At 60.9% G+C, this 25227-nt stretch carries 25 protein-coding genes and 2 pseudogenes; 13 read left to right on the forward strand and 14 right to left on the reverse strand.

Going from position 1 to position 25227, the window contains the following annotated elements; all coding sequences use genetic code 11:
* Window positions 1-2 precede the first annotated feature (2 nt).
* Window positions 3-494, reverse strand: a complete 492-nt coding sequence (locus tag M1D88_RS12625; RefSeq protein ID WP_458114516.1) for a peroxiredoxin — start codon at window positions 492-494, stop codon at window positions 3-5.
* Between the two features lie 2 nt (window positions 495-496).
* Window positions 497-916 (reverse strand): DUF3052 domain-containing protein, encoded by a 420-nt coding sequence (locus M1D88_RS12630; protein WP_309105427.1) that lies wholly within the window; start codon window positions 914-916, stop codon window positions 497-499.
* A gap of 428 nt (window positions 917-1344) precedes the next feature.
* On the opposite strand from M1D88_RS12630, the gene aceE reads away from it, so the two are divergent.
* From aceE to M1D88_RS12660, 6 genes are all read left to right on the forward strand, one after another.
* Entirely contained in the window at window positions 1345-4086 is a 2742-nt protein-coding gene (gene aceE / locus M1D88_RS12635; protein ID WP_458114517.1) for a pyruvate dehydrogenase (acetyl-transferring), homodimeric type, read from the forward strand.
* Window positions 4087-4234: 148 nt separating this feature from the next.
* Entirely contained in the window at window positions 4235-5479 is a 1245-nt protein-coding gene (locus tag M1D88_RS12640) for a PucR family transcriptional regulator (RefSeq protein WP_458111182.1), read from the forward strand.
* 88 nt (window positions 5480-5567) lie between these two features.
* Entirely contained in the window at window positions 5568-6497 is a 930-nt protein-coding gene (locus M1D88_RS12645; protein WP_458111183.1) for an ACP S-malonyltransferase, read from the forward strand.
* Window positions 6494-7606, forward strand: coding sequence for a beta-ketoacyl-ACP synthase III (locus tag M1D88_RS12650; RefSeq protein WP_458111184.1), 1113 nt, complete (start codon window positions 6494-6496; stop codon window positions 7604-7606). The genes M1D88_RS12645 and M1D88_RS12650 overlap by 4 nt, the downstream gene beginning before the upstream one ends.
* Window positions 7607-7737: 131 nt before the next feature.
* A complete protein-coding gene (locus M1D88_RS12655) occupies window positions 7738-7983 on the forward strand; it encodes an acyl carrier protein (protein WP_214840220.1) in 246 nt (81 codons plus the stop codon).
* A gap of 174 nt (window positions 7984-8157) precedes the next feature.
* Window positions 8158-9393 (forward strand): beta-ketoacyl-[acyl-carrier-protein] synthase family protein, encoded by a 1236-nt coding sequence (locus M1D88_RS12660; protein WP_458111185.1) that lies wholly within the window; start codon window positions 8158-8160, stop codon window positions 9391-9393.
* Between the two features lie 178 nt (window positions 9394-9571).
* Here the strand turns inward: M1D88_RS12660 and M1D88_RS12665 are convergent, their stop codons facing one another.
* From M1D88_RS12665 to M1D88_RS12675, 3 genes and pseudogenes are all read right to left on the reverse strand, one after another.
* On the reverse strand, window positions 9572-10075 hold the full coding sequence (locus M1D88_RS12665; RefSeq protein WP_458111186.1) for a DUF3145 domain-containing protein: 504 nt from the start codon (window positions 10073-10075) through the stop codon (window positions 9572-9574).
* A 232-nt stretch (window positions 10076-10307) separates the two neighbouring features.
* A complete protein-coding gene (locus M1D88_RS12670; RefSeq protein ID WP_458111187.1) occupies window positions 10308-11234 on the reverse strand; it encodes a tyrosine recombinase XerC in 927 nt (308 codons plus the stop codon).
* Between the two features lie 161 nt (window positions 11235-11395).
* Window positions 11396-11875, reverse strand: a pseudogene (locus M1D88_RS12675) (DNA-processing protein DprA); the annotation flags it as partial.
* Window positions 11876-11887: 12 nt separating this feature from the next.
* Between M1D88_RS12675 and M1D88_RS12680 the strand changes: the two are divergent.
* From M1D88_RS12680 to M1D88_RS12700, 5 genes are all read left to right on the forward strand, one after another.
* Entirely contained in the window at window positions 11888-13309 is a 1422-nt protein-coding gene (locus M1D88_RS12680; protein ID WP_458111188.1) for a recombinase family protein, read from the forward strand.
* Window positions 13310-13326: 17 nt separating this feature from the next.
* Entirely contained in the window at window positions 13327-13479 is a 153-nt protein-coding gene (locus tag M1D88_RS12685) for a hypothetical protein (protein WP_458111189.1), read from the forward strand.
* A 675-nt stretch (window positions 13480-14154) separates the two neighbouring features.
* A complete protein-coding gene (locus M1D88_RS12690; protein WP_458111190.1) occupies window positions 14155-14982 on the forward strand; it encodes a hypothetical protein in 828 nt (275 codons plus the stop codon).
* A 49-nt stretch (window positions 14983-15031) separates the two neighbouring features.
* Entirely contained in the window at window positions 15032-15712 is a 681-nt protein-coding gene (locus tag M1D88_RS12695) for a hypothetical protein (protein ID WP_458111191.1), read from the forward strand.
* A 65-nt stretch (window positions 15713-15777) separates the two neighbouring features.
* Window positions 15778-16017 carry a hypothetical protein gene (locus M1D88_RS12700; RefSeq protein ID WP_458111192.1) on the forward strand — a complete coding sequence of 80 codons (240 nt, stop codon included), beginning with the start codon at window positions 15778-15780 and terminating at the stop codon, window positions 16015-16017.
* Window positions 16018-16097: 80 nt separating this feature from the next.
* Here the strand turns inward: M1D88_RS12700 and M1D88_RS12705 are convergent, their stop codons facing one another.
* Complete coding sequence (locus M1D88_RS12705) at window positions 16098-17000, reverse strand: hypothetical protein (RefSeq protein WP_458111193.1); 903 nt, start codon at window positions 16998-17000, stop codon at window positions 16098-16100.
* 609 nt (window positions 17001-17609) lie between these two features.
* Here M1D88_RS12705 and M1D88_RS12710 point away from each other — a divergent pair.
* Window positions 17610-18209 (forward strand): hypothetical protein, encoded by a 600-nt coding sequence (locus M1D88_RS12710; RefSeq protein WP_458111194.1) that lies wholly within the window; start codon window positions 17610-17612, stop codon window positions 18207-18209.
* Between the two features lie 162 nt (window positions 18210-18371).
* On the opposite strand, the gene M1D88_RS12715 is transcribed toward M1D88_RS12710, so the two are convergent.
* Complete coding sequence (locus M1D88_RS12715; RefSeq protein ID WP_458111195.1) at window positions 18372-18497, reverse strand: hypothetical protein; 126 nt, start codon at window positions 18495-18497, stop codon at window positions 18372-18374.
* Here M1D88_RS12715 and M1D88_RS12720 point away from each other — a divergent pair.
* Window positions 18496-18699, forward strand: a complete 204-nt coding sequence (locus tag M1D88_RS12720; RefSeq protein WP_458111196.1) for a hypothetical protein — start codon at window positions 18496-18498, stop codon at window positions 18697-18699. The genes M1D88_RS12715 and M1D88_RS12720 overlap by 2 nt on opposite strands.
* Before the next feature lie 549 nt (window positions 18700-19248).
* Here M1D88_RS12720 and M1D88_RS12725 read toward each other — a convergent pair.
* From M1D88_RS12725 to M1D88_RS12755, 7 genes and pseudogenes are all read right to left on the reverse strand, one after another.
* Window positions 19249-20664, reverse strand: a complete 1416-nt coding sequence (locus M1D88_RS12725) for an ApeA N-terminal domain 1-containing protein (RefSeq protein ID WP_458111197.1) — start codon at window positions 20662-20664, stop codon at window positions 19249-19251.
* 95 nt (window positions 20665-20759) lie between these two features.
* Window positions 20760-21608: a hypothetical protein gene (locus tag M1D88_RS12730; RefSeq protein WP_458111198.1), complete on the reverse strand. Its 849-nt coding sequence runs from the start codon at window positions 21606-21608 to the stop codon at window positions 20760-20762.
* A 2-nt stretch (window positions 21609-21610) separates the two neighbouring features.
* Window positions 21611-22072: a hypothetical protein gene (locus M1D88_RS12735; RefSeq protein ID WP_458111199.1), complete on the reverse strand. Its 462-nt coding sequence runs from the start codon at window positions 22070-22072 to the stop codon at window positions 21611-21613.
* Window positions 22073-22157: 85 nt separating this feature from the next.
* Window positions 22158-22880, reverse strand: a pseudogene (locus M1D88_RS12740) (DNA-processing protein DprA); the annotation flags it as partial.
* 9 nt (window positions 22881-22889) lie between these two features.
* Window positions 22890-24434 (reverse strand): YifB family Mg chelatase-like AAA ATPase, encoded by a 1545-nt coding sequence (locus M1D88_RS12745; RefSeq protein ID WP_458111200.1) that lies wholly within the window; start codon window positions 24432-24434, stop codon window positions 22890-22892.
* A complete protein-coding gene (locus M1D88_RS12750; RefSeq protein WP_458111201.1) occupies window positions 24435-24791 on the reverse strand; it encodes a YraN family protein in 357 nt (118 codons plus the stop codon). It abuts the gene before it with no gap.
* Between the two features lie 108 nt (window positions 24792-24899).
* A complete protein-coding gene (locus M1D88_RS12755) occupies window positions 24900-25226 on the reverse strand; it encodes a DUF2469 domain-containing protein (protein ID WP_458111202.1) in 327 nt (108 codons plus the stop codon).
* Between the last annotated feature and the right edge of the window lies 1 nt (window position 25227).

Here is a 25227-nt window from a genome sequence, read left to right on the forward strand (position 1 = left end):
AGCTACCTGGCCAGTCCAGCCAAGGCCTCACGATAGTCGGCCAGGTCCCGGGCTTGTCCCCGGGGATTGACGACGACGTATTGGATCACGCCGTGCGCGTCGATGATGAAAGTGCCCCGCAAGGCCATCCCCGTGACGGCGTCAAACACGCCGTACTGCTGTGCCACCGCTCCGTGGGGCCAGAAGTCCGCCAGGAGGCTGAAGCCATAGGCTTCCGCCTCTGCGTAGGCGCGAAGCGTGAACTTACTGTCAACGGATACTGCCAGCACGGTTGCGTTCGCCTCGTCAAACACAGCGAAGTTGTCCCGGATCTCACACAGCTCTTGCGTACAGATCCCGGAAAACGCAAACGGGTAAAAAAGCACAACCACGTTTTGGCCACGCAATGCAGAGAGCCGGACAGGCTCACCGAACTGATTGACCAGTTCGAAATCGGGAGCCGGTTGGCCGACGGTTGGAACAAGCGTATGTTCCGCTGTGGCCTGAACGGGCAGGGTCACTTATTCTTCCTGGTCACCAACCGGGTGGCGCTCCAGTCCTTGGACACGCCGGCTGACGTAGTGACGTGAAGGCCGGCGGTGGGGGCAGCATCCTGGATGTCTGCAGGAGACACGTAGCCGGGCCGGCCGGATTTCGGTGTCAGAACCCAGATGGCACCGCCCTCGGAGAGGGTGGTGAGGGGTTCGACGAGAGTGTCCACGAGGTCGCCGTCGTCGGCCCTCCACCAAAGAATGGCGGCATCAACGACGTCATGGTCATCTTCATCGAGGAGTTCCGAGCCCGTGAGGTCTTCAATATCGTCACGCAAGTCGAAGTCGACGTCGTCGTCGTAGCCGAACTCCTGAATCAGATCCCCGTTTTTGAAACCCAATTTTTCCGCCACATTTACCGAAGTGGCGGCGTCGGCCTCGCTCACGTGTTCCTCCAATACTCTTGATTGCATAAAAGTCAGATGACCTCCATTGGTACAAGCCAACACCCTTTGTGCCTGTGCATCAAGCTGTTGACCCCGTGGCCCCGCAATTTCTGCGTCAAAGGGCACGCCGGATCCGCTGAGGCTACCCGACGGATTGTCACACAACCAGTATGACGGCGAAATACGACAGGGGTGTAAAGCACGCGGCTACGCATCGCATCGCGGTCGGAGTTAGAGTTGCTGATGACGTCTATGCCTGCGGGGCAACCGCTCTGGCTTTATGTGTGGTCATAGACGTGATAGGACCCCTGCCCGGCGCACATGACCGGGCTGATGTTACCGATACGTCGCACACGTCGCGTTCACGCCAGGCAGTTACCCTGCCGGACCTGAGGGCGCCGCTGAATGCGCGCAAAGAGAGGTTGGACGTGGCTGCAGGAGAAGATACCTCCCATATCCTCAGCGGGTTGACTAACCAGCTGCCTGATCGTGATCCGGATGAGACCGCCGAATGGATGGAGTCCCTCGACTCGCTGATCAGGGAACAGGGCACCGAGCGTGCCCAGTACATCATGCGCAGTCTGTTGCAGCGTGCCGGCGCTCAGAGCGTCGGGGTGCCGATGGTTACCACCACGGACTATGTGAACACCATCCCGGTGGACCAGGAAGCAGAATTCCCGGGGAACGAGGAGTATGAGCGCCGCTACCGGGCGTACATGCGCTGGAATGCAGCAGTGATGGTGCACCGTTCCCAGCGCCCCAATATCGGTGTTGGCGGGCACATCTCCACCTACGCGGGCGCTGCGACCCTGTATGAGGTGGGGTTCAACCACTTCTTCCGCGGCAAGGACCATCCCGGCGGCGGGGACCAGGTGTTTTTCCAGGGACACGCGTCCCCCGGAATGTATGCACGCGCCTTTATGGAGGGCCGGCTCAGCGAGAAGGATCTCGATGGGTTCAGGCAGGAAAAGTCCCGTGAGGGACATGCCCTCTCCTCCTATCCCCACCCCCGGCTCATGCCGGACTTCTGGGAATTCCCCACTGTGTCCATGGGCATTGGCCCCATGAATGCGATTTACCAGGCCCAGTCCAACCGGTACCTGCACAACCGCGGCTTCAAGGACACCTCAGACCAGCAGGTCTGGGCATTCCTGGGCGACGGCGAAATGGACGAGCCCGAGTCCCGCGGCCTGCTCCAGCTCGCAGCGAACGAGAACCTGGACAACCTGAACTTCGTCATTAACTGCAACCTGCAGCGCCTTGACGGGCCGGTCCGCGGCAACGGCAAGATCATGCAGGAACTCGAAGCGTTCTTCCGTGGCGCGGGCTGGAACGTCATCAAGGTGGTCTGGGGCCGCGAGTGGGATGACCTGCTGACGCGCGACTCGGACGGGTCGCTCGTGAAGATCATGAACGAAACCGCGGACGGCGACTACCAGACGTACAAGGCCGAATCCGGCGGATTCGTGCGCGAGCACTTCTTCGGCAAGACTCCGCAGACCAAGGATTTGGTCGCGGACCTGAGCGACGACGACATCTGGAACCTCAAGCGCGGCGGGCACGACTACCGCAAGGTCTACGCCGCGTACAAGGCCGCCACTGAATTCAAGGGCAAGCCAACCGTCATCCTGGCCAAGACGGTTAAGGGGTATGGTCTTGGACCGCACTTCGAAGGCCGCAACGCGACTCACCAGATGAAGAAACTCACCCTGGATGACCTCAAGGCCTTCCGCGACCACCTGCGGATCCCCATCTCGGATGACCAGCTTGAAGGCGACCCGTACCAGCCGCCGTATTTCCACCCCGGAACTGAAGCCCCCGAAATCAAATACATGATGGAGCGACGGGCTGCCTTGGGCGGATCTGTTCCCGAGCGGCGGTCCGAGCACGTGGACGTCACACTTCCGGACACCAAGGCCTACGAAGTGGCCAAACGCGGTTCGGGCAAGCAAATGGCGGCCACCACCATGGCGTTCGTCCGGCTGCTCAAGGACCTCATGAGGGATAAGGAATTCGGCCAGAGGATCGTGCCGATTATCCCCGATGAGGCGCGTACGTTCGGCATGGACGCCTTCTTCCCGACGGCTAAGATCTACAACCCCAAGGGCCAGAACTACCTTTCCGTGGACCGGGACCTCGTCCTGGCTTACAAGGAGTCTCCCGCCGGGCAGCTGATCCACCCGGGCATTAACGAAGCCGGAGCAGTGGCGGCGTTCACGGCAGCCGGAACCGCGTACGCCACCCACGGCCAGCCGCTGATACCGGTATATGTGTTCTACTCAATGTTCGGTTTCCAACGGACAGGCGATGCTTTCTGGGCAGCAGCTGACCAGATGACGCGTGGTTTCATCATCGGCGCCACGGCTGGCCGCACCACCCTTACCGGTGAAGGCCTCCAGCACGCTGACGGACACTCCCCGCTTCTTGCCTCCACGAACCCCGCCGTGGTCACCTACGACCCCGCTTACGGTTACGAAATGGGCCACATCGTCCGTGACGGCCTCGAGCGGATGTACGGCGAGAACAGCGGCGACCGGAACCTCATGTACTACCTCACGGTCTACAACGAGCCCATCCTGCAGCCTGCTGAACCCGAAGAACTGGACGTCGAAGGACTCCTCAAGGGCATCTACCTGCTGGCACCAGCCAAGATCGACGGTCCCCGGACCCAGATCCTGGCCTCGGGCGTGTCGGTTCCCTGGGCCTTGGACGCCCAGCGGATCCTTGCCGAGGACTGGGGCGTTTCCGCCGACGTCTGGTCTGTAACGTCCTGGAACGAACTCCGCCGCGACGGCCTGGCTGCCGAAGAAGAGGCGTTCCTGAACCCGGGCCAGCCCGCGAGGACACCTTTCGTGGCCCAGCAGCTGGCCGGAGCCACCGGACCGATTGTTGCCGTTACCGACTACATGAAAGCCGTGCCGGACCAGATCCGCCAGTTCCTGCCGAACGAGTTCGCCTCCCTCGGGGCTGACGGGTTCGGTTTCTCGGACACCCGTGCCGCTGCACGCCGCTTCTTCAAGAACGACACTCATTCAGTGGTTGTCCGCTCCCTTGAGATGCTGGCCCGCCGCGGAGAAGTGGATGCCGGAGCACCCGCTCAGGCAATTGAGAAGTACCGCCTGCACAACGTCAATGCCGGCAGCACCGGGAACGCTGGAGGAGACTCCTAGCCCCGGACAGCGCCTGCATTGAGCATTGCCATGGCGACGGCGGTTCCCACCTTTCGGTGGGGACCGCCGTCGTCGTTCTTGGGCCCAAAGGCGGTTTGTAGCCTTTGCACAAATGGAGCTTGTCCGGCGCGCACCGTATGCTCATTGCATGGCAGAGCCAAACCCAACTCCCCCAAAGCGCAAACCTGCGTCACGGGCCCTTAGCCCCGAAAAGACCGAAACGCTTAAGAAGCTGCGGGCAAGCGTGGGCCAGCTGTCCACCACCACTTTGCGACAACTGGAAAAATCGCTTCCCTGGTATAGCAGGCTCAGCTCAGATGAGCGGTCTGCCCTCGGCATGGTCGCCCAGAACGGTATCGCAGCGTTCGTGACCTGGTATGAAAGGCCGAGTTCGCCGTCGTGGATTCTTTCTGATGTCTTCGGGACGGCGCCCACAGAACTCACCCGCTCCATCAGCCTGCAAAAAGCCCTCCAGCTGATTCGTATCGTGGTGGAGGTAGTCGAGGACCAGGTGCCGGTGATCGCCCCGGAGGCGGATCAGCCTTCATTGCGCGAAGCTGTGCTGCGTTATTCCCGTGAGGTGGCCTTTGCAGCCGCCGACGTGTACGCCCGCGCCGCGGAATCCCGGGGTTCCTGGGACACGCGGCTCGAAGCACTGATTGTTGATGCCATCCTTCGTGGGGAAAACACGGACGCATTGAGGTCCAGGATCGCCGCCTTGGGCTGGAAAGCCCAGGAACGGTTCACGGTAATGGTCGGAAACTCGCCGTCCGAGCCCAGCGCAAGCTATGTGAGTGAATTGCGCCGGACCGCCGGCCGCTTTGCCGAGGACGCCCTCGTAGGGATCCAGGGAGACCGCCTGATCCTGATCCTGGGCGGTTTGCAGGACAGGGAGTCCGCTTACCAGAAGCTCAGCGAGCTGTTCGCGCCGGGTCCGGTGGTCTACGGGCCGGAAGCCGGGTCGCTGCTGGAAGCGAGCGGCTCTGCCCAGTCCGCCTTTGCCGGATTGACCGCTGCGCGAGCCTGGCCGTCAGCCCCCCGGCCCGTCGCCGCCGATGATTTGCTGCCCGAACGGGTCATTTCCGGCGACGATGCGGCGCGCAGGTGCCTCGTGAAAAACATCTACAGACCCCTTGTGGCCGCTTCCAACGGCCTGGTGGAGACGCTGGGAACGTACCTTGAACTAGGGCATTCGTTGGAGGCAACAGCCCGGGAACTCTTCGTTCATGCCAACACCGTGCGTTACCGCCTGAAGCGGGTATGTGACGTCACGGGATGGGATCCGCTCCTCCCCCGGGAGGCTTTTGTTCTCCAGGCCGCGCTGGTTGTAGGCCGTTTGTCCGCCCCTCCTAAGGCTGCCACGGAACGCCAGCCGTCCCGAAACAACAACTGAACCGTTGTAGACTTCCTACAAACTGACCCATGGAGCTTGGTGCATCAATGCACCGCTGAATCGCTCGGTAATTTGGAAAGCTGGATACGTGCTTGCAATCGTCTGCCCTGGACAGGGCTCCCAGACCCCTGGTTTTCTGGCCCCTTGGCTAGAGCTGCCTTCCGTAGCAGGCCATCTGGCCGCCCTGAGTGAAATCGCAGGCCTAGACCTCACCGCGCATGGAACCACTTCTGACGAAGAGACAATCAAAGATACTGCTGTCGCGCAGCCTTTGATTGTGGCCGCCGGCCTGGTGGCAGCAAAGTCGCTGTTCGACGTCGAACTCAGCACCCTTCCGGTGGTCCTGGCCGGCCACTCCGTGGGAGAGATCACCGCTTCCGCCCTTGCCGGTGTCGTCACTGAGGCTGAGGCTATGACCTTCGTCCGCGAGCGTGCCAACAGCATGGCTTCGGCTGCGGCCGTGACCCCCACCGGAATGAGTGCTGTTGTGGGCGGCGATCCCGCGGAGGTCCTCGCTGCCATCGAAGCCTCGGGGGCAACGCCTGCCAACGTCAACGGAGCCGGCCAGACTGTCGCAGCGGGCACCTTCGATCAGCTGAAGTTTCTCGCTGACAACCCACCGGCGAAGGCGCGGGTCATCCCGTTGAAGGTGGCCGGAGCCTTCCACACCTCGCACATGTCACCCGCTGTGAGCGCGCTGGAGGCCTTGAAGCCCACTCTGTCCCCGCAGAACCCCCAAGTGCCGCTCCTCTCCAACTTTGACGGCCAGGCAGTAACAGAAGGCTCCGCGGCAGTGGAGAGCCTCATCGCCCAGGTATCCCGACCGGTGCGCTGGGACCTGTGCATGGAATCCCTCGTCCAGAGGGGCGTCACCGGAGTCATCGAACTTGCCCCCGCCGGGACCCTTGCCGGTCTCGCCAAGCGAGGAATGCCGGGCGTCAAGACAGTCGCCGTCAAGACCCCCGAAGACCTTTCCGCAGCCCTTGCCCTCTTCGCAGAACTGGATGGCCAGTCATGAGCGTTCCCGTTCTCAAACAGGCACCCGTAAACCCGAACACCAGGATCCTTGGCCTCGGGGCCTACCGCCCGGATGTCATTGTCACTAACGACGACGTCTGCCAGTGGATCGACTCGTCAGACGAATGGATCCGGCAGCGCACGGGCATCGTCACCCGGCACCGTGCGGCCGCTGACGTCAGCGTAATTGACATGGCGGAGGGCGCGGCCCGCGAGGCTCTCCAGAAGGCCGGCATTGATGCCTCCCAGTTGGGCGCTGTGATCGTCTCCACAGTGACCCACCCCTACGCGACGCCTTCCGCGGCAGCGAGCCTTGCGGATCGGATCGGAGCGACGCCCGCTCCGGCATTCGACATATCCGCAGCCTGTGCCGGCTACTGCTACGGCATTGCCCAAGGTGATGCCCTTGTCAGGTCCGGAGCCGCAGACTACGTGCTGGTGGTCGGTGCGGAGAAACTCTCGGACGTCATCGACAACACGGAGCGCACCATTTCGTTCCTGCTCGGTGACGGCGCCGGCGCCGTTGTCATCGGCCCTTCGGACACCCCCGGCATCGGCCCGTCGGTCTGGGGTTCGGACGGCAGCAAGTGGGACGCCATCGGTATGACGCATTCCCTCAATGAAGCCCGGGACCAGGCACTCGACCCGCAGGGACTGTCTGCAGCGGTCAGCTCCCAAGGGAATGCCACCCATGGAAACGCCACGCTCACGGCCGTGAGCACCGCCGAGGCGGCTGTAACGGAAGCAGCCATCTGGCCCACTCTCCGCCAGGACGGCCAGACAGTCTTCCGGTGGGCTGTATGGGAGATGGCCAAGGTAGCCCAGCAAGCACTCGATGCCGCAGGCGTCACGGCAGATGACCTTGTGGCCTTCGTACCCCATCAGGCGAACATGCGGATCATCGATGAGATGGTGAAGAAGCTCAAACTCCCGGAGTCGGTCACCGTCGCCCGGGACATCGCCGATGCAGGAAACACCTCCGCCGCATCCATCCCCCTGGCCACCCACAGGCTGCTCAAGGAAAACCCTGCCCTGAGCGGCGGGCTTGCCCTGCAGATCGGCTTCGGCGCAGGCCTTGTCTTTGGCGCCCAGGTGGTCGTGCTCCCCTAAGCACCGGTCCTCCGGTCAGCGATCCGATAACTGAATACGTTCTGAGAAGCACGCATTTTTCCACACCAAGCCGTATCCGCGGTTTGCACCATTTCCGGTAACTGCCGGCAACACAAGAAAAGGAGCCATCAATGGCTAGCAACGAAGAGATCCTGGCCGGCCTGGCTGAAATCGTCAACGAAGAAACCGGCCTGGCTACTGAGGCAGTAGAGCTGGACAAGTCCTTCACCGAGGACCTGGACATCGACTCCATCTCCATGATGACCATCGTGGTCAACGCCGAAGAGAAGTTCGGCGTGCGCATCCCGGACGAAGAGGTCAAGAACCTCAAGACCGTTGGCGACGCCGTCAGCTTCATCTCCAACGCCCAGGCCTAGTCCGGGTTTCGGGCTCCAAGCCTGAGGGGCCGCTGGTCCCGGTCCGGCGATTTCCGCCACCGGGACCGGCAGCCCAAAGAAATTCCAAGTTTTCGATAGATCCTTACGCACGCCCCCGCGCAGCCTCCCGGCCGCCAGCGGAGGGCGCGGCAAGCACCGACAGAGAGTGATCCCATGACACGCAAAGTAGTCATTACCGGTCTGGGTGCCACCACGCCCATCGGCGGCGACGTACCCACGATGTGGACGAATGCGCTGAAGGGCGTCTCCGGAGCCCGCACCCTCGAAGATGACTGGGTGGCCAAGTTTGAGCTCCCCGTTCACTTTGCCGCCCGGGCCTCCACCCCGGCCCTGGACGTTCTCGCCCGGGTTGAAGCCAAGCGGATGGACCCGTCCACGCAGTTCGGCGTTATCGCTGCCCGCGAGGCCTGGGGCGACTCCGGGATCACCGAAGTTGACCATGACCGGCTCGCCGTTGCCTTTGCTACCGGTATTGGCGGAGTCTGGACCCTGCTCGACGCCTGGGACACGCTGCGCGAAAAAGGTCCCCGCCGCGTTCTTCCCATGACAGTTCCGATGCTGATGCCCAACGGAGTGGCCGCAGCAGTCAGCCTTGACCTCGGTGCCCGTGCAGGCGCCCACACTCCTGTCTCAGCATGCGCTTCCGGAACGGAAGCCTTGCACCTTGGCCTTGAACTGATCCGTTCCGGCAAGGCAGACGTCGTCGTCTGCGGCGGTGCGGAAGCTGCCATCCACCCGATGCCGATCGCAGCCTTCTCCTCCATGCAGGCACTGTCCCGGCGCAATGAAAACCCTGAGGGTGCTTCCCGGCCATACGACAAGGACCGGGACGGCTTTGTGATGGGTGAGGGCGCCGGCGCCATTGTCCTCGAAGCCGAAGAACACGCGCTTGCCCGCGGGGCACGCATTTATGCAGAGCTCGCTGGCACGTCGGTAACAGCTGACGCGTACCACATCACTGCCCCGGACCCGGAAGGCCTTGGCGCAACCCGTGCCTTGAAAGCCGCGATGTTTGACGGCCGGGTGCAGGCGGAGGACGTTGTCCACGTGAATGCGCACGCCACCTCCACTCCCGTAGGCGACAAGCCCGAGTACACCGCTCTCAAGGCCGCCCTGGGTGCCCAGGTGGAGAACGTGGCGGTCTCTGCCACCAAGTCCCAGATGGGGCACCTCCTGGGCGCCTCAGGAGCGGTTGAAGCGGTGCTGACAGTACTCGCTGTCTATGACCGGAAGGCGCCGGTGACGATCAACCTTGAAAACCAGGATCCTGAAATCCCGCTCGACGTCGTAACCACCGCCCGCGATCTCCCTTCCGGGAACATCGTCGCATTGAGTAACTCGTTCGGTTTCGGCGGCCACAACGCGGTCATCGCAGTCCGCAGCGTCTAGTACCGGAGCGTCCAGTACCGATCCACGGCCAACGCAGAAGTGGCCCCCGCGGAGCAAGTTCACTCCGGCGGGGGCCACTTCTTTGCTATGGAAGGTCAATCAGTGGAGGCGTGTGCATTGATGCTGACTTCGGTCGGCTTTCGGCACGTCCGTCCCGGTGGACAGACCAGACAGCGTTTTAGCCGACCTGATGCAGCCAGCGGACGGGTGCACCTTCCGCGGCATGCCTGAAGGGTTCCAGTTCCTCATCCCAGGCCTCGCCAAGTGCCAATGACAGCTCGTGGTAGACGGCGGAAGGATCGCCGGCGCCTGATTCGTAGGCGTAACGGATGCGGTCTTCAGACACCATGATGTTTCCGTGAACGTCCGTCATAGCGTGGAAGATGCCGAGCTCCGGTGTGTGCGACCAGCGACCGCCGTCGACACCGGGGCTGGGCTCTTCCGTGACTTCATAGCGCAGATGGGCCCATCCGCGCAGGGCAGAAGCCAGCTGGGCCCCAGTTCCCTGGTTGCCCGTCCACGACAACTCCGCCCGGAACATTCCAGGCGCAGCAGGCTGAGCAGTCCACTCCAAGTCCGTTCGCTTGTCCACTACTGACCCGATAGCCCACTCAACGTGTGGGCACAGGGCAGTCGGGGCCGAGTGAATGAACAACACACCGCGGGTTATTGCAACAGACATTCCATCCTCCATAGCTGTAGGTACGTCTTCCCCAACGACCTCTGCCTGGATGTGTGTCCGCTGCCCGGTTACCGCGTAGTGCGGGTGATCCTTGCCAGACTTATGAAATTTTCAGGACAACGCCGGCTTCAATAGATGCCCGATTGTTAGCTTCAAGCATCAGTTGAGAGTTGCCGACGTGAGTCTTATTGTGCCGTACCACGCCTAATTACGCCAGTGCAATTCGAAGAAATCAGGCGCGGGGATGCGCCTGAAGGTAGCTCTTCCGCAAGCGGTCCACTGAGACGTGGGTATAGATCTGGGTGGTGGCAAGGCTGCTGTGGCCGAGGATTTCCTGGACGGCCCGCAGGTCAGCGCCGCCGTCGAGTAAATGGGTGGCGGCAGAGTGACGCAAGGCATGGGGCCCGGTTGCCGAAGTATCGCCCAGCGTCTCCAACAGGCCCTCAACGACCGACCGCACCTGGCGCTGATCAACCCGTTTTCCCCGCAGGCCCAGGAAGAGCGCCGGGCCGCTGACTTCGGTAGCCAGCCTTGGCCTCCCGCGACGGAGCCAATCATCCACTGCGACAGCCGCCGGCAGTCCGTAGGGAACCGTGCGCTCTTTATTGCCTTTGCCCAGGACGCGCAGTGTCCTCCTGTCCGGATCGAGATCGTCGATGTCCATGCCGGCAAGTTCTCCCACCCGCACCCCTGTTGCATAAAGCAGTTCCACCATTGCGCGGTTCCTCAAGGGGACTGGGGCGCCGGCCGTTGCGGCGGTTTCCAGATCCGTGAGAATCCGGGTGATCTGTTGCTGGTTGAGGACGCCCGGGAGGGATCCTTCCCGCTTTGGCGCTTTGAGTCTGAGAGCCGGATCGACGGCGATCAACTCCTCGCGCAGTGCCCAGGCAGTAAAAGCCCGCGCGGTAGCGGCCCGCCGCGCGAGAGTTGACCGGGATATCCCGGCTTCGCTTTGGGCGCCCAGCCAACGGCGCAGCGTCCCAAGCTCTATTTCCTGCGGACTGCTGATGCCTTCCGATACAACGTGGACAAGAAGGCTATCCAGGTCCGAAAGATAAGCCCGGACCGTATGCGGTGACCGTGACCGCTCCCCCACGAGGTACTTGCCGAAGCTGTCGGCAGCACCGGCCAGGGCGGAGGGCAGGTTCTGGATCTTCACGTCTTCACTTTCCCACCATTTGCTCCCGGATCAAGGACGCAGGCGGCGAGTCCCGGGGGCACAAGGGTATGCCTCAAAATCACTTCAAAAATTGCTGATACATGGCGGCGTGCAAACGGATGTCTCCTCCCCTCGGCTGCGGGCCGGAACAATCAACCGGATCAGCACGATTTCTTTGACCGCTTCCAGCCTCCACCTTCAGAAACGGCGAGTCCAAGGAGACCAAGCCGCCCCAAGCCGGCACGGACCGATTCGATGCCCAGACCGGCGACGGCGGTAAGTTTCTCCACCGAACTGGTGGAGCGCAACGGAAGCGCATCCAGAAGGATCAGGTCTTCAAGCGTCAGGCCGTCATGGTCCGCCGGTGCGCCACGCTTGTCTTCCGGCAGAGAGCTTCCGCTGGGGCCTGCCAGTTCTGCCACTTCACCGGCGTCCGTGACGCACACAGCACCACCCTCCCTCAGGAGGCGATGGCAGCCAGCAGAGTTTGCACTGTGCACAGAGCCGGGAACGGCTCCGACGACCCTCCCCAGGCTCTCGGCATGGTGGGCTGTATTAAGCGCTCCGGAGCGCCACCTCGCTTCAACCACCACAGTGACGGCGGTCAAAGCGGCGATCAGCCGGTTCCGTTGCCGAAAACGTAGAATAGATGTATGACTACTTCCGCCGCAATCTACGCCCGCCAATCCGAAGACGTCGCCGAGGGCATAGCTAATCAGAAGAAGCGGTGCGCCGCCTTGATCGAGGCACGAGGATGGACCGTAGGCGCGATCTATGAGGACAACGACACGAGCGCTGCCAAGCGTCGAGGCCCCGGCACCGCGTGGCACAAGATGCTCTCCGACCTGAACAACGGCGCCGCCGACGTCGTCGTTTCCGTTGACCTTGACCGGCTCCTCCGCTCTACCCGCGACCTAATCGAGATTACCGACACTGGCGCCCGAGTGCTCACCGTGAATGGCGAGATCGACCTCACAACCGCAGACGGCGAGTTTCGCGCAACCATGCTGGCCGGTATCGCCCGCTTCGAGGTCCGCCGCAAGAGTGAGCGCCAAAAGAGAGCCAATGAGTCCCGCACCGCGGGCGGACGCCCTGTTCCCGGACGTCGGCGCTACGGCTATGAGACGGACGGCACAACTCCCCGAGACTCTGAAGCTGTCGTGGTTCGGCGCCTGTTTACACACGTTGCGGAAGGCGGCTCTCTCCGCTCTGCCGTCGGATGGTTGAAGGCCGAAGGAGTGAGCCCCGCACCGGGAAGGGAATGGAGCGCGCGCCGCCTCGCCGACATTCTCAAGAACCCTCACTATTCCGGAAAACTGCGCCACCTTGGCGAGGTAATCGACTCCGACCTGATTGCACCGATCGTTGAACCTGAGCTCGCCGCCGAAGTAGCCGCTATCCTCAGCGACCCATCCCGGCGCACTTCCCCTGGCCCTAAGCCCCGACATTTACTCTCTGGTCTCGCCCACTGTGGCGAGTGCGGCCATGCCATGACCTATATGCGGTCCTACATTTGTAAGCCGCATCCCGGTCACGTCTCTATCCTGAAGAACATTTTGGAACCTCGCGTCCGGGACGAGATCGCGAAGGCGTTCATCGCCGGTGGGCCTGATCTATTCCCAACGCCTAGCAGCGGGGCCAACATCGGAGCTTTGATCGCCGCCCATGAGAAGAACGCCGCCGCCGTTGCCGCTACTATCGCCGACCGTGACGAAGACTTGGTTCCTGCGAAAGTAGCGCGTGAACGACTGATCGAGCTCAGAGACGCTCGTGAGGCGATCGAGGCCGAACTGGAACGCGCAAGGACTGAGAAAGGCGCAGCTTCGGCACTGCTAGAGATCGCACAAGACCTTCTCGTGAGGCCAGAGGCCACTATGGGCGAGTTCGAAGAGATGAAGCAGACCGTGCTCGATCGCTTCGATGCCCTGGACCTCGATCGGCAACGGGAGATCGTTCGTGCGCTCCTCCACATTGAGGTTCGCTCCGGGCGGGATATCCGTAGGGTCTGGATAGAGCACAAGCTCGCCACGAACCTAAACGTTGACGCTATCGACCCGGCCCACTTCGATGACTGAGATATGTGAGACCAGAAATGAGTGAGGAAGAAGTCCTCGCCGCTGTCCGCAAGCACCCGCGCTGGACCGCGAGGGGCGCCCCGCTGGACCTCCATCCGGCGTCAGCGGCCATTATGGCCGCCGAAGAAATCATTCGGGATGCACTGCTGACAGCCGATGAACCTGAGTAACTAAGGCCCTGCCAATACGGCGGGGCCTTACCTGTTTTGAATGGCTAGCGGACACCGGTACCGAGACCTTATGAACTCCTGCTCCACGTGAGCACGCAATGTGTCGCTGGCCCCCTTCTACTGTGAGTCGCAGTAGGGGAAGCCGCTGGATCGAGCAAGTTAGCCTTGGCGCTCAGCAGCGAAGGTTTTCTGAATCGTCTGCTCTCCATGTGAGCAAGCAAGGGTTCGCTGGCCCTCTCCCACTGTGCCCCCGCAGTGCGGACAAGCCCACGCCGAGAAGGTGGCGGCACGCCTGTTGCCAAAGCATTTCCCACCACGAGCAAACCTTGCTGGAGGGTGAAGAGTTGTGACGCCGTGACGCGTTCCATCACGTTCTATTTGTTTCTTAAGCAACTCTCTCTCTCAGCAGCAATAAGAACGTGACGGAACAGACCACCGCTTCGCAACTCTTCACCCAAACTGCCTCCAGACCGCTCCCGGCGCTCCACGCCAAAGCCGACCCGGCCCCTCATCCCGCACGCCCGCACTGGCGCGCGCCCGCGTCCCCTCCGCTTCCTGGCGGTCCCGGAGGGCGACGCTGGAACGTTTCCGTCCCGAGCCCCGCGCCGATCACGCAACGGGGCGGGAACGTCTCCTCTGAATTCGGACCGCCGTTAATCGAAGGACCGCCCCGCCATGCTCACCCCTGTTCAACTCGCCGCACTTCTACACCGGCGCGCCGCCGACGTCCTAGGAGATACCGACGTAATCGCCCCGCACGCCGTCGCCCGTATCCTGACCGATCATCTCGCGAGGGAGGGTTTTCGCCAGTTCTACGCGGCGTCGGACGACTTCACGCTGGTCTACCGTATCGGCGACGATGCCCCCGCCCGCGTCAGCGTTCGAGACTTCCGCGAGGAGATCCATCCGAGAGTCCTGGAGATTCTCACGTCCGCCGCAGCCGCAGACCACTCCGGCGCTCGTCGCGCACGAGCAACCGTCCAGGCACTGAACGGCCGCCAACGCGGCGCCGAATCCTGGCTCCGTACCGCCGCCCTCCACGCCCGCGAAATGCTCCCGGATCTCACAGACCAGGAGCAAGTGTCACTTGAGCGGCGAAACGTCGATGTGCAACTAAAGCGTCCCTCGGCTGATCGTCTCCACACACAGGCAGCACGCCGCCAAATCCGCAAGGCTACCGACGAAGCAGAAACCCGGGAAGTTCTCGAAGCCTGGCTCGGCGCCCTTCCAGACGGGCCACACCCACTCCCCGACGTCTGGCAGGCGTTCCAACACGCTCGCCAGAAGTCAGAGCAGAAACTCCGCTCGACCAAACCGGGCGCCCTGGCAGTCGGCCGAACAACGTTTTACCGCCTCCTGGCGGAATTTGGAGAGGTCAGAACAGGGCAGGCACGTTCCCGCGTCCTGGCAGTCCCGTACCTGCTCCGCGTTCGCTCCCTGCTAAAGCGGCGACAGTACGTTGCCGCACTCAAACTCCAGCGCGCCCACCACTCGGGGCGCTGACCACCAAACCCGGCCACCATCCGGCGGCCCAAAAAGAAAGGAACAGCACATGGCTGTAATCATTGGAAAAGCCGACGCCAACGGGAACCGCATTTATCCTGAATGGCTCATTGCTCTCACACCCGGCGCCGCAGAAGCGAAAGCGCTCTGGGAATCGGAAAAGGCAAAGCGACTGCCCGAACTGACCGCCGCCCAGCGAACGGCCATCAGAGCAGCGGGAGAGCTCGGATACTGGCAGCGCACCGGATCGGGCGACGCCTTCTACGGCAAACACCCGGAGGTCTCTACGCCAGACTTCGAGGCCGCACAATCGGCCAAAAGGGAAGCCGAGAAGGCAGTCAATGCAGAAGCGCGTCGAATTGACGCCCTCCGCAAGCACTACCTGGATCTGATGCAAGGAGAGATCGCCGACCCGGAAGAACGCAAACGTCTGATCGCAAAGTTCGCCTTGAGGAAGAACAGTGAAATCGCCTCACTTTGGGACCAACTCAACGCGGCTATGGATGCCCGCGAAGAGGCTTATGACGCGGCCGGAGCCCCAGGCCGATCTTGGGAATACGACGGCAACATCACGGACCCTTCCAACGCACTCGCACAAATGAAGCGCACGATGACGTCGTTCATTGAAGGCTTTGACACGTTCTCCATCTCCAGGATGTTGGACGGCGAGGATGTGCCTCACGAATTCACGCCCAAAGGTGACGAGATCTACACCGCCACTAAACGCTAACCAAATCGAGAGCGGTCGGGCCAATCCCGGCCGCTCTTGCTACATCACCGACCCAAAGGAACACCATGACCAATTACGACCTCGTCGCAAGCATCGTCAAGAACATCAGGCGCGAAACACAACTCCCTGAGCGCTACCAGGATCTAGACCAACAGACTCAGGAACGAATCAAACGGCAGGCCGAAGCCGCGGACACCACCCCAGAATCAATCTGGAAAGTTGTCCTGACACAACGCGCCGAGAACCTAAAAGATGACGCCAAATCAGAGGAGGCTCAGGCGATCGCCCTCGCCTCCCGGCGCTAACCCGTGGGCTGGAAGGCGTCGATATGGCGTCTTCCAGCCGACCGGCAAGGGCATCCCGGGAGTCATCGGGAGAAGAACTACTAGGCTCTACGTGCTACGGCCCCAGATGTGAACCATTGGACTAGGGTTGCCGCCGTCATAACCGCGACCTCTGCCGCCTCTTGAGTGATTACAAGCGAGGGGTCAGGATTTCCTCCATGCCTGTCCGCCTGGCCCGCCCAAAGCATCTTCATCATTGACAGCATCGTGGCACTCGCCGTGGCGTGCTCGTCCTCGCGTGCCAGTGGCAGACTCCAATTGCCGGTGTTCCGCATCTGCGAGTTGATCTTTCCCAACGTCGCGGTCGAGTCCTTGGGACAGATAACGGGCACCGCCGCATCTTCAACTGCCTTCACGGCGAGGGAGTATGCATGAGACGGGTTCGGTGCAATCCCAAAAGCGGCGGCCCAAGCACTTGCTAGCCTCGCCCCTGCTTGGCCGCTGGACTGAATGGTCTGCTCAACAGCGTTTTGGACTCCCTCGGGAACGCGTTGCACGAGCCCTAATGCGTTAGCGGTTCGGATGCCTACCTGCCACTTTGATCCGGCCTCCCTGAGTAGAACCTCAAGTTGTCCCAACACTCCGACGCCTTTTTGGATAATCGACTTTACTTCTTCCACTCCTCCGAGCTCGCGAATGGGAACTGTCGACAACAGGTAGTCCGTCAGCACGAGTTCTTGGTAGCGAAACTTCTCGATCACGGCCCTGGAAAGCCCGAGCTTTGACTTGTCAAGCATCAGGGAAATCTGAACACGCATCGCCCGCTCGACCTTGTGAACAACGTCGATGCCCGGTTGCTCATCCATGAGCACATTGCAGAGCATATGCTCAAGCCAAGCAAAGAGGGACTTCTCCATCCAATGCGGCACGTTATCAATCAGAATGTCGTAGTTGACGTCACTTTCTTCGTTATAGCCAAAGGGACGCCATGATTCTTGAGTCATGGATTCAAGATTGCCAGACTTCCAGCGTCTACCGGTCCCACGAGCCTCGTGGCGTCAGGTCGTTTCGGACGTCCAGCCAATGCTCAGGTCATTGGGAAGGCGACTATCGACCGCCGATCAAAGCAGCGCCCCCTGGGGGAGGACTCCCCCTACCCCCTGGCTCCCAGCCCGAAGAGGCATAGCGTCTCCGTGTGCGCGCGAGTCTGGGGGTTTTCACAAAAAGGTTCTTTTAGCTTTTCGTCCAATTCAAGTCCGGCAATTGGACGAGCAATCTACGGAAAATCTTGCACCTAGAAAGCCTTGGCAGTGGCCATGGCAGCACGTCAGGGACCGGTCAGAACGTGGCATGTGCGCATGCTTGGCACACAACCGCCCGCCAGCGCCTTGCATGCGAGTAGGCTACAAGCCATTCCACAGTCCCCGACGGCCACACCTTCGCGGCTATCGACCTCATCGTCGGCGTCGGACACGAGACCACGGACTACTAGCCGCTCCCAGAAGCTCCCCTATCGGTCAACGGAGGGGCTTTTTACGGTTACACGGTGCTCGACTCGCCGACTAGCACGGTGTTCATTCGAATTCAGAAAGGTTCGCGGATAGTCTCGGCTCATGGCAGGGGAAATCGCGCAAGAGGTAGCAATCATGTTGGCGCTCGGCAGTGCAGCTATCGGCGCGGGAGGCTCGATCATCTCTCAAGCTGTCGGCGGCGTAATAGCTAGCAGACGCGAGCAGAAAAAGGCCGAGGCGGACGAAAAACGCTGGCACTTGGAGAATGATGCAAGACGCCGGGACCGGCAACTCGAACACAAAATAGAACTCTTCACCAAGTTCCTATCCACCGTTGAGGGGATCGAACGATCCGAAGCATGGGGACAGTCCATGACGCGGGACGCGTATCTAGGCCACACTGAGCGCCTTGACCAGTTGAGGGACCTTGTCGAGGAGATAGGGCTGCTCGCCCCAGAGGTCTACCGTCATGCCAGGACGACTTATATGAGGGTGCGCTTGATGTTCGTCACAAAGACACACTACGTGACTCAGAAGGACGACAAGGAAGCTGAGGTATCTATAAAGAGAGCCGAAGAAGACGTTGCCTTTTGGATTGGGCAGTCCCGTCACGCTATACGTTCCTACATCAGTCACAAGCCTGTTGAATGGCCCGAGCAAGCCATTGCCGAGCGCATCGCAGAGCGAAAAAAAGAGGCATGAAGCTCTAGACGGGCAGCCCCTGCTGTCCGCCTTCGTGTCTCTGGCCCCGTGAATAAGCTAAACGCACAGGTAGAGTGCACATAACGGCGGATACTCACTTGGGGGAACCATCAATAAGCTCGTCATTCCTGTGGCCGCGGCCGCCCTGCTGCTCACCGGTTGCTACGGCGGCACGTCAGCCTCGCCGTCCACAAAAAGTCCGAGCCCCACGCCGACCGCCAACAAGTACACACAGACGTGGACGAAGACGTACTCAAAGACAACGTGCACTGACTGGCTGAAGGTCATGACGGCAGCCCAGCAGTTCGCCGCCGCCGCCGACATTCTTACCAGCGGCCGGAACAAGATCGACAACGGCACGGGAATGCCTACGGACACGCTTATAAGTGACTTTCAGGCGGCAACTACTGACTACTGCAAGATCCCGAGCATGACGATTACGGACGCCACCTACGCCGTATACATGGACGGAAAGAAGTACCGGCCTTGATCGATCCTCTTTCACGTGCTTTAGCTGAGATTCGACTCCTTCGAGAACTCCACTCTTTGCAGCCTGATCGCCGCTTGTAGCCTCAGCCTGCTCGGCCGGCTCCCTTGACAGTGAGAACGGGCTTTTTGTAGCAGACAGTTTTCCCCCGGTGTTCACCGTTCTCGGCTACAAAAGAAACTGATTCCAACGTCAGGAGTGCCTTCGTGGCACCTCCAATTTCCTTCAGTTGTTCAGCGACTTGATTCGCCGCCAGGTCATGCGCCCAAGACCAAGACACAGACTCAAACGTAAAATTACCGGGCTCCGAGCAGTCGCCGAGGCTGAAAGAGATCTCCGTACGGGGATAACATTTCGGTGGACGAGTGTGGAGAACCATGTACCGACGCAGTGACTGAGGTCCGTCCAAGATGATTTCCACGCCTTCAGGGACACCGCGAAGGCGCTCTTCCAAGTCAGTCACCGTCCATTTTGAACGGAAACTGTCGCTCTGTTGTCCACCGCTCAAGTTTCCCCCTATCGAGTAGGACGGCAGCACCGCCGAGTAAACGCCTATTCTGCCACCAGGATGTCGTCCTGTTCCTGGGGGCGCGAACCAAATTTGCCGTCAGCGTCGACGTAGATGTTCATGTCGACTATCTGCCTCTTGAACTGGACGAACTTCCAGTCCTCGCCGTAGGCCTTGATCAAGGACATAGTCGGATCCATGATTCTCAGCGCAAGCAGCCGCACAAGTAGAAGCGCAACTTTCCCGGCGACGTATGTCTTTTCTGGGGAAGGCATTGGTCCCCGTTTGGCGTGCTTGACGTCGTTGTAGTTAGCCGCGATAGCCTTGGCCAGCGCCATAGGCGAGGCCGCAATATCGGACCAATCGAGCTTGACGGTTGCAAGGCACCGAAAGACGAAGGTGGCAGTTGTTGGGCGTTTCCCATTCAGCGAATCACCCTCGCCTTCTACTGCGCCGATGATGTGACCTGCAGCTTCCAAACTCACAGAGGCGTTCACAATGTGGTCTTCGACGTAGGATTCCGGTCGCCGTAGCGTTCCACTAGCGGGTTGAACGACACGCTCCCACTCGTCGAACGCAGCCATCCAGCGCTCCAGGCCCTCAACTCCAACTATTGACGCTGTCGCTAGTGGATGCTTCAGTTCTCCAGGACGGGATCGCCAGTAGTCCGATACGGTATTCTCGGACACCATCTCAAAAAACGGCACGTCGACAACTTTGCCGGTGAGAACCTTCGAATTGAACCTCGAGTCCCGTATTTCATGCCGCCTAAACACGACCGGCTGACCGTACATGAGCGTCAATAGCGCGATCATCTTACGCTGTTCCTCGAAGTGGTCCGCGCATGGGCGAGACGATTCGTACCTGGTCGTAAGACAGACCCACTCCCTTACGCGAAAACCAGGCTCCTCCTGGTCCGTCGTCCAATTAGTGCTCAACTCGAACGTGACGTCGCCGTGACGCCATGTCAGAGCGGGTGGCGACTCCACCTCTACGTTGATCTTCTGAACGCGGTTGTTCTCGTCTTGCATAAAGGAGTATGAGGTGGCACCCATGTTGGTCCACTCGGTGAGCCCGTCGATATGCGAGCGAAGTTCTGTGACTTCTAGTGCGTCCTCGAAGTCGCCGTCGCGATCTTTGAAGACCACTTCTTGCGGCGTCACCTTCACCGTCGAAAATCCATGGCCCCCAAAGTTAAGCGAAGAGCCTGATGTGCGACAACCGTACAAGGTGAATCGCCCGCTCCCAGTCAGCAACTGTAGGTTGGACGGAGGCCGACCATCACGAACCCAGCCCTTGACCGACGCGAACTGCGGCGTGTTGTTGAGAAAAGGGACCAATAGGTCGATCCCTTTGAGCTCCTCAAAGGTCAGCATCCCTGTCACGTAAGGCGTGTCCTCGACGTTGTCGACAATGAGACCTGGCAGGGTGTCACCCATCGTGAAATGATTCTTGTTCACTTTGCTCCCTTAGATTGAGTCGACCCAAAGTGCCAGCCCTCTACAGCGATCCGCCGTGCCGCCAATGAATCGGCGAGCGCATCGCCCGTTTTCCGTCACCGCAAGAGGCTGGGAGGCATTCTTCGTTGCAAGTTCGAAAGGCGCTCTTCCACACTGTTCAGAAGCACCATTCCCTCTTCCATCTGTCCGCGTGGTACCGACTCCTGATGAGCAACCATGTTGCGAACTGTTATGACTTTTCGAATGTCGGACGAGAGCGCGCGATCGATGATACCGGTTCTCGCCAAGTTCGCCATCAGCACTCCGATCGGCTGATAAGCGAACGACTGCTGACCCGTCTCCTGCGGAAGCATCCTGGCTAATTTGCGGAGACTCTCCTCCACCTTCCCCCATTCGGACAGGAACATTCCTCGCCGCTCGGCGTCATTCGCCCTTCTCTCGCTTGGCGCTGTGTCGTTGAATCGTGCACCTGCGAATTCGTTCTCCACCGTCAGCATCAACCGCTCTCGATAACGTCGGGCACCTGCAATGGATCGGGTCTGCAAAATGATTGCAGCGAAGGCCGTAGCCATCCCTACGACGACTCCAATCACGCCGATGATATCCGGGGCACCAAACGACTGTCCCTGCCCATTGATCCGCACGACCTGGATAAAGGCTGTGATTATGAGAGCAAGGATGCCTATGGAAGCAGCGGCAGTAATTTGCTGGCGGCGTCGCCGTCCACGATCGAACGAGCCAGCCAACTCAAGAAGTGGACGACGTCCACCGGCCGAATAATATGCTCGAACAACGTCTGCGGCGGTAATAACTTCACCGCTCGATGTGCGGACGGCATCGCTCACAATTTCTTTACGCCGCTCTGCGAGGAGCTCGTCTAGCGCACGGGAGGCTGCCTCCGTCAAAATCGCTTCAGTCTCCGAGCCCGTACCATTCGTATTCATCGTCAGCGCTCCTTGTTGAATTCGATGGCCTCGGTAACGATCGTGAGGCATAGTGCGGCTGTCCCGGATACGCAAAAAACGACCAGCCAGCCAGTACTGGTGAGGAACCATGGCTCAGACTGCACCATCAAGTTGCTACTGACTCCGATAAGTACAGCCAAAAGGTACATCAGGGCCTTAGCTACAATGAACCAGCGCGAACGGGCGGGCGGGGCCAGGCCTTTGCTCCGAACTACTTGCTCTGCGATGGCTACCTGGCCAGTCGTGAACTGAGGCACGGTGGACGAATCTGCTCGATGCGCTAACTCGCGTCGGCTGGCTTCATTCAAGAGTTCGGTTGCATAAGACTTGATCGCAGAATCGAAAACGTCCCTTGCCGCTCCGGAAAGAGCGGCAGCGCCACTGACTTCGACTCGCACCTCATCAGCGGACTGAGTCACCTGACCGACTGCTGCGTTCGCCATTACACCCCCGTCGGTAACACTTGATCGTCAGGGGCAACTATATCCCGAATCGAAATCGCCGGTTTGATACATATAATTTGATCTTCTGGTGGAGAAAACGGTACCTGGTGGGGGCGGAGCCGGGCGGAACCTCGGCAAGCACAGCACCTTGATTGGCTACGGCCCTCAGCAGGTCCTCGTTGCCCGATGGATAGAACCGGTCAACGCCTCCGGCCATCACCGCAATGGTGGGAATGGCTGCTGTTCCTCCGCTAAGTGCGGCCCGATGAGCATGGGCGTCGATACCGTATGCCCCGCCTGACACGATGGTGAAACCCCGTTGGGCCAAAGAATAGGCGAGTTCGCCGGTCACGGATGCTCCATAGCTCGTGCTGTCACGGGAACCCACTAGGGCGACGGACTTTGCGGTTGGAGGCAGCGGTTGTTCCAGACCCCGCCACCAAAGACACAACGGCTGATGAATACCCAGATCCTCCAATTGCCTCGGCCAGAGATCATCACCGGGAATGATCAAGCGTCCTCCCAGACGTTGCATGGTAGCAATGTCCCGTTCCGGTGCCAGATCCGGTATCCGAGGGGCCCAGCGTTTCAGGGCAGCTCCCAGCCCTGGCCATTGGCTTCCGCCGCCGCTGTCCGCCAATACCGTTGTGATATCGCGCTCAAGTTCCGGCCCTGCTCCTATCTGGCCAGTGGCAATCAGCAGGGCATCTGTTGCCCCAACTAGGCTTACCAGTGCCATACCAGCCGCATCCTGAGGCTCCATCAGCCTGGACAGTGCCGCCCTGGCTGATCGCTCATTGTCTGTCATGATTTCCTCTCACGCCGCAGCCGGCGTGGCTGCCTGCCGCAAAGCGAGTGCCTGTCCGATGTCATTGGAATCGGGACTGCCGCGTTCTCCGAGATCGGCAAGAGTCCACGCCAAACGGAGAACCCTGTCGTAACCCCTTGCAGTCAAGACACCGCGTTCCAGCGAATGGTCCAGAATCCGCGTTGTGGGCGCAGGCAACCGCAGGATTCCCCGCAGAACGCGGCCCGGCACCTGCGAATTTGTCTCCATCCCAAAGGGCAGGAGCCGCTCCGACTGCCTGTTCCGGGCAGCCCCAACGCGCGCGGCAATGGTCCTGGTGTCTTCTTCTCCTCCGGACTGCCCGAAGTCTGCCAAGGAGACCCGTTCGACCTCCAGTTGGATGTCCACGCGGTCAAGGAGCGGACCTGACATCCTCGCCACATAGCGGCGCCTCATCATCGGCGTGCACGTACAGTCCAGCCCTTTCCCCGAGGCCTTACCGCAGGGGCAGGGATTGGAAGCCAGCACCAACTGGAAACGGGCGGGGTAGGCGGCGGTTCCTGCGGAACGGTGGATGACGAGTTCACCGCTCTCGAGCGGCTGCCGCAGCGCATCCAGGACGCGGCGCTCGTACTCCGGCGCTTCGTCAAGGAAAAGCACTCCGCGATGCGCCCGTGAGGCCGCCCCGGGCCGGGGCAGGCCGGACCCTCCGCCTATGATTGCAGCCGACGTGGCACTGTGATGTGGATTCTCGAACGGCGGCCTGCGGACAAGCTGCACTGAAGCTGAGGGCAGAGAGCACAGCGAGTGGATCGCGGTCACCTCCATCGCCTCCGTGTCCCCGAGATCGGGAAGAAGCCCGGGAAGCCGCTCTGCAAGCATGGTTTTGCCTGCGCCCGGCGGGCCTGTCAGGAGTAAATGGTGAGCGCCTGCCGCGGCGACCTCCAGCGCACGCCGCGCATCCCCTTGTCCGGATACGTCACTCATGTCAGGCACCGGCCGGGCAGCATCCTCGGGGTCGCACGGCTCCTCGTCCGCCGGTTCGAAGTCCAAGGCAAGTTCCTGGGGATCAGCCCCGTAATCGAAGGCAAGACGTGCAAGAGTTCTGTACCCTCTGACACGTGCCCCGGGCACGAGCTCGGCTTCGGCCGCATTTGCCTGCGCCACCACGATATCCGGATAGCCCGCCTGGACAGCGGCCATCACGGCAGGCAGGATTCCGCGAACAGGCCGCAGCCGGCCATCGAGACCCAACTCGGAAATGAACACAGTCCGCTCAGTGCTCTTGATGTCATTGGCTGCCCTGAGGACAGACATTGTGATTGCGAGGTCGAAGCCCGAGCCGCGCTTGGGCAACGAGGCGGGGATCAGATTGGCCGTGATCTTCCGCCTGCTGAGCGGAATACCGGAATTCTGCGCGGCCGAGCGGATCCGCTCCTTAGCCTCGTTAAGGCTCGCGTCCGGCAAGCCCAGGATCACAAACGCCGGAAGGGTCTGGCCGATATCTGCTTCAACTTCCACGACATAGCCGTTCAGCCCCACCAGGGCCACTGAATAGGCCCTGCCCAGCCCCACCTAGCCCACGCCCTTGAGGTGCTCCACCACGGGATCGCCGACGCCGTCGTCCACCACGGCGATAACGTCCACCCGGCGCAACGGCATCCTCAGCTCGTGGTCGCGGCACCAGGCGGCCGCCAGGCGGTGCAGCCGGGCCAGTTTGCTGACGCCGACGGCCTCAAAGGGATGCCCGTAGGACAGTGAGGTCCGTGTCTTGACCTCGGCAACGACCAGTGAGTCGCCGTCGAGCGCGACGATGTCTATTTCGCCTTCAGTGCAGCGCCAGTTGCGGTCCACAATCCGCATACCCTGCAATTCCAGATAGCCCGCAGCAAGATCTTCCCCACGCCGACCAAGTATGTCTTTGGCTTTCATCTCTACCTCCGCCACCAACCCTCGCGGAGCGACGGAAGGCCAGGCAGGGAGACGTTGCGCTATGTGGGTAAGTCAGCCCAAGTTTCTATGTGGAGGAAAAGTGGGAGGCTAGTTGCCCAGATCGACGTCCTTGGGAAGCGCGAGCTCTTCGCTGCGGGGAAGCTCTTCTACGTTGACATCCTTGAACGTGATGACCCGTACGCTTCTCACAAACCTGGCTGAGCGGTAAACGTCCCACACCCAAGCATCCTGCAGGGTCAGATCGAAGTAGACCTCGCCGTCGGCACTCCGGGCCTGAAGGTCGACATGGTTGGCAAGGTAGAACCGCCGCTCAGTTTCGACAACGTAGCTGAACAGGCCGACGACGTCCCGGTACTCACGGTAGAGCTGAAGCTCCATGTCTGTTTCGTAGTTCTCAAGATCCTCGGCACTCATG

This window comes from Arthrobacter sp. R1-13 (genome assembly GCF_054161475.1).

Bases quoted from the DNA above. Each gene is read 5' to 3' on its own strand.
- M1D88_RS12640 (WP_458111182.1), top strand. From the start codon at position 4,235: ATGGCAGAGCCAAACCCAACTCCCCCAAAGCGCAAACCTGCGTCACGG.
- M1D88_RS12650 (WP_458111184.1), top strand. From the start codon at position 6,494: ATGAGCGTTCCCGTTCTCAAACAGGCACCCGTAAACCCGAACACCAGG.
- M1D88_RS12655 (WP_214840220.1), top strand. From the start codon at position 7,738: ATGGCTAGCAACGAAGAGATCCTGGCCGGCCTGGCTGAAATCGTCAAC.
- M1D88_RS12660 (WP_458111185.1), top strand. From the start codon at position 8,158: ATGACACGCAAAGTAGTCATTACCGGTCTGGGTGCCACCACGCCCATC.
- M1D88_RS12665 (WP_458111186.1), bottom strand. From the start codon at position 10,075: ATGTCTGTTGCAATAACCCGCGGTGTGTTGTTCATTCACTCGGCCCCG.
- M1D88_RS12680 (WP_458111188.1), top strand. From the start codon at position 11,888: ATGACTACTTCCGCCGCAATCTACGCCCGCCAATCCGAAGACGTCGCC.
- M1D88_RS12685 (WP_458111189.1), top strand. From the start codon at position 13,327: ATGAGTGAGGAAGAAGTCCTCGCCGCTGTCCGCAAGCACCCGCGCTGG.
- M1D88_RS12690 (WP_458111190.1), top strand. From the start codon at position 14,155: ATGCTCACCCCTGTTCAACTCGCCGCACTTCTACACCGGCGCGCCGCC.
- M1D88_RS12695 (WP_458111191.1), top strand. From the start codon at position 15,032: ATGGCTGTAATCATTGGAAAAGCCGACGCCAACGGGAACCGCATTTAT.
- M1D88_RS12700 (WP_458111192.1), top strand. From the start codon at position 15,778: ATGACCAATTACGACCTCGTCGCAAGCATCGTCAAGAACATCAGGCGC.
- M1D88_RS12705 (WP_458111193.1), bottom strand. From the start codon at position 17,000: ATGACTCAAGAATCATGGCGTCCCTTTGGCTATAACGAAGAAAGTGAC.
- M1D88_RS12710 (WP_458111194.1), top strand. From the start codon at position 17,610: ATGGCAGGGGAAATCGCGCAAGAGGTAGCAATCATGTTGGCGCTCGGC.
- M1D88_RS12720 (WP_458111196.1), top strand. From the start codon at position 18,496: ATGACGGCAGCCCAGCAGTTCGCCGCCGCCGCCGACATTCTTACCAGC.
- M1D88_RS12715 (WP_458111195.1), bottom strand. From the start codon at position 18,497: ATGACCTTCAGCCAGTCAGTGCACGTTGTCTTTGAGTACGTCTTCGTC.
- M1D88_RS12730 (WP_458111198.1), bottom strand. From the start codon at position 21,608: ATGAATACGAATGGTACGGGCTCGGAGACTGAAGCGATTTTGACGGAG.
- M1D88_RS12735 (WP_458111199.1), bottom strand. From the start codon at position 22,072: ATGGCGAACGCAGCAGTCGGTCAGGTGACTCAGTCCGCTGATGAGGTG.
- M1D88_RS12750 (WP_458111201.1), bottom strand. From the start codon at position 24,791: ATGAAAGCCAAAGACATACTTGGTCGGCGTGGGGAAGATCTTGCTGCG.
- M1D88_RS12755 (WP_458111202.1), bottom strand. From the start codon at position 25,226: ATGAGTGCCGAGGATCTTGAGAACTACGAAACAGACATGGAGCTTCAG.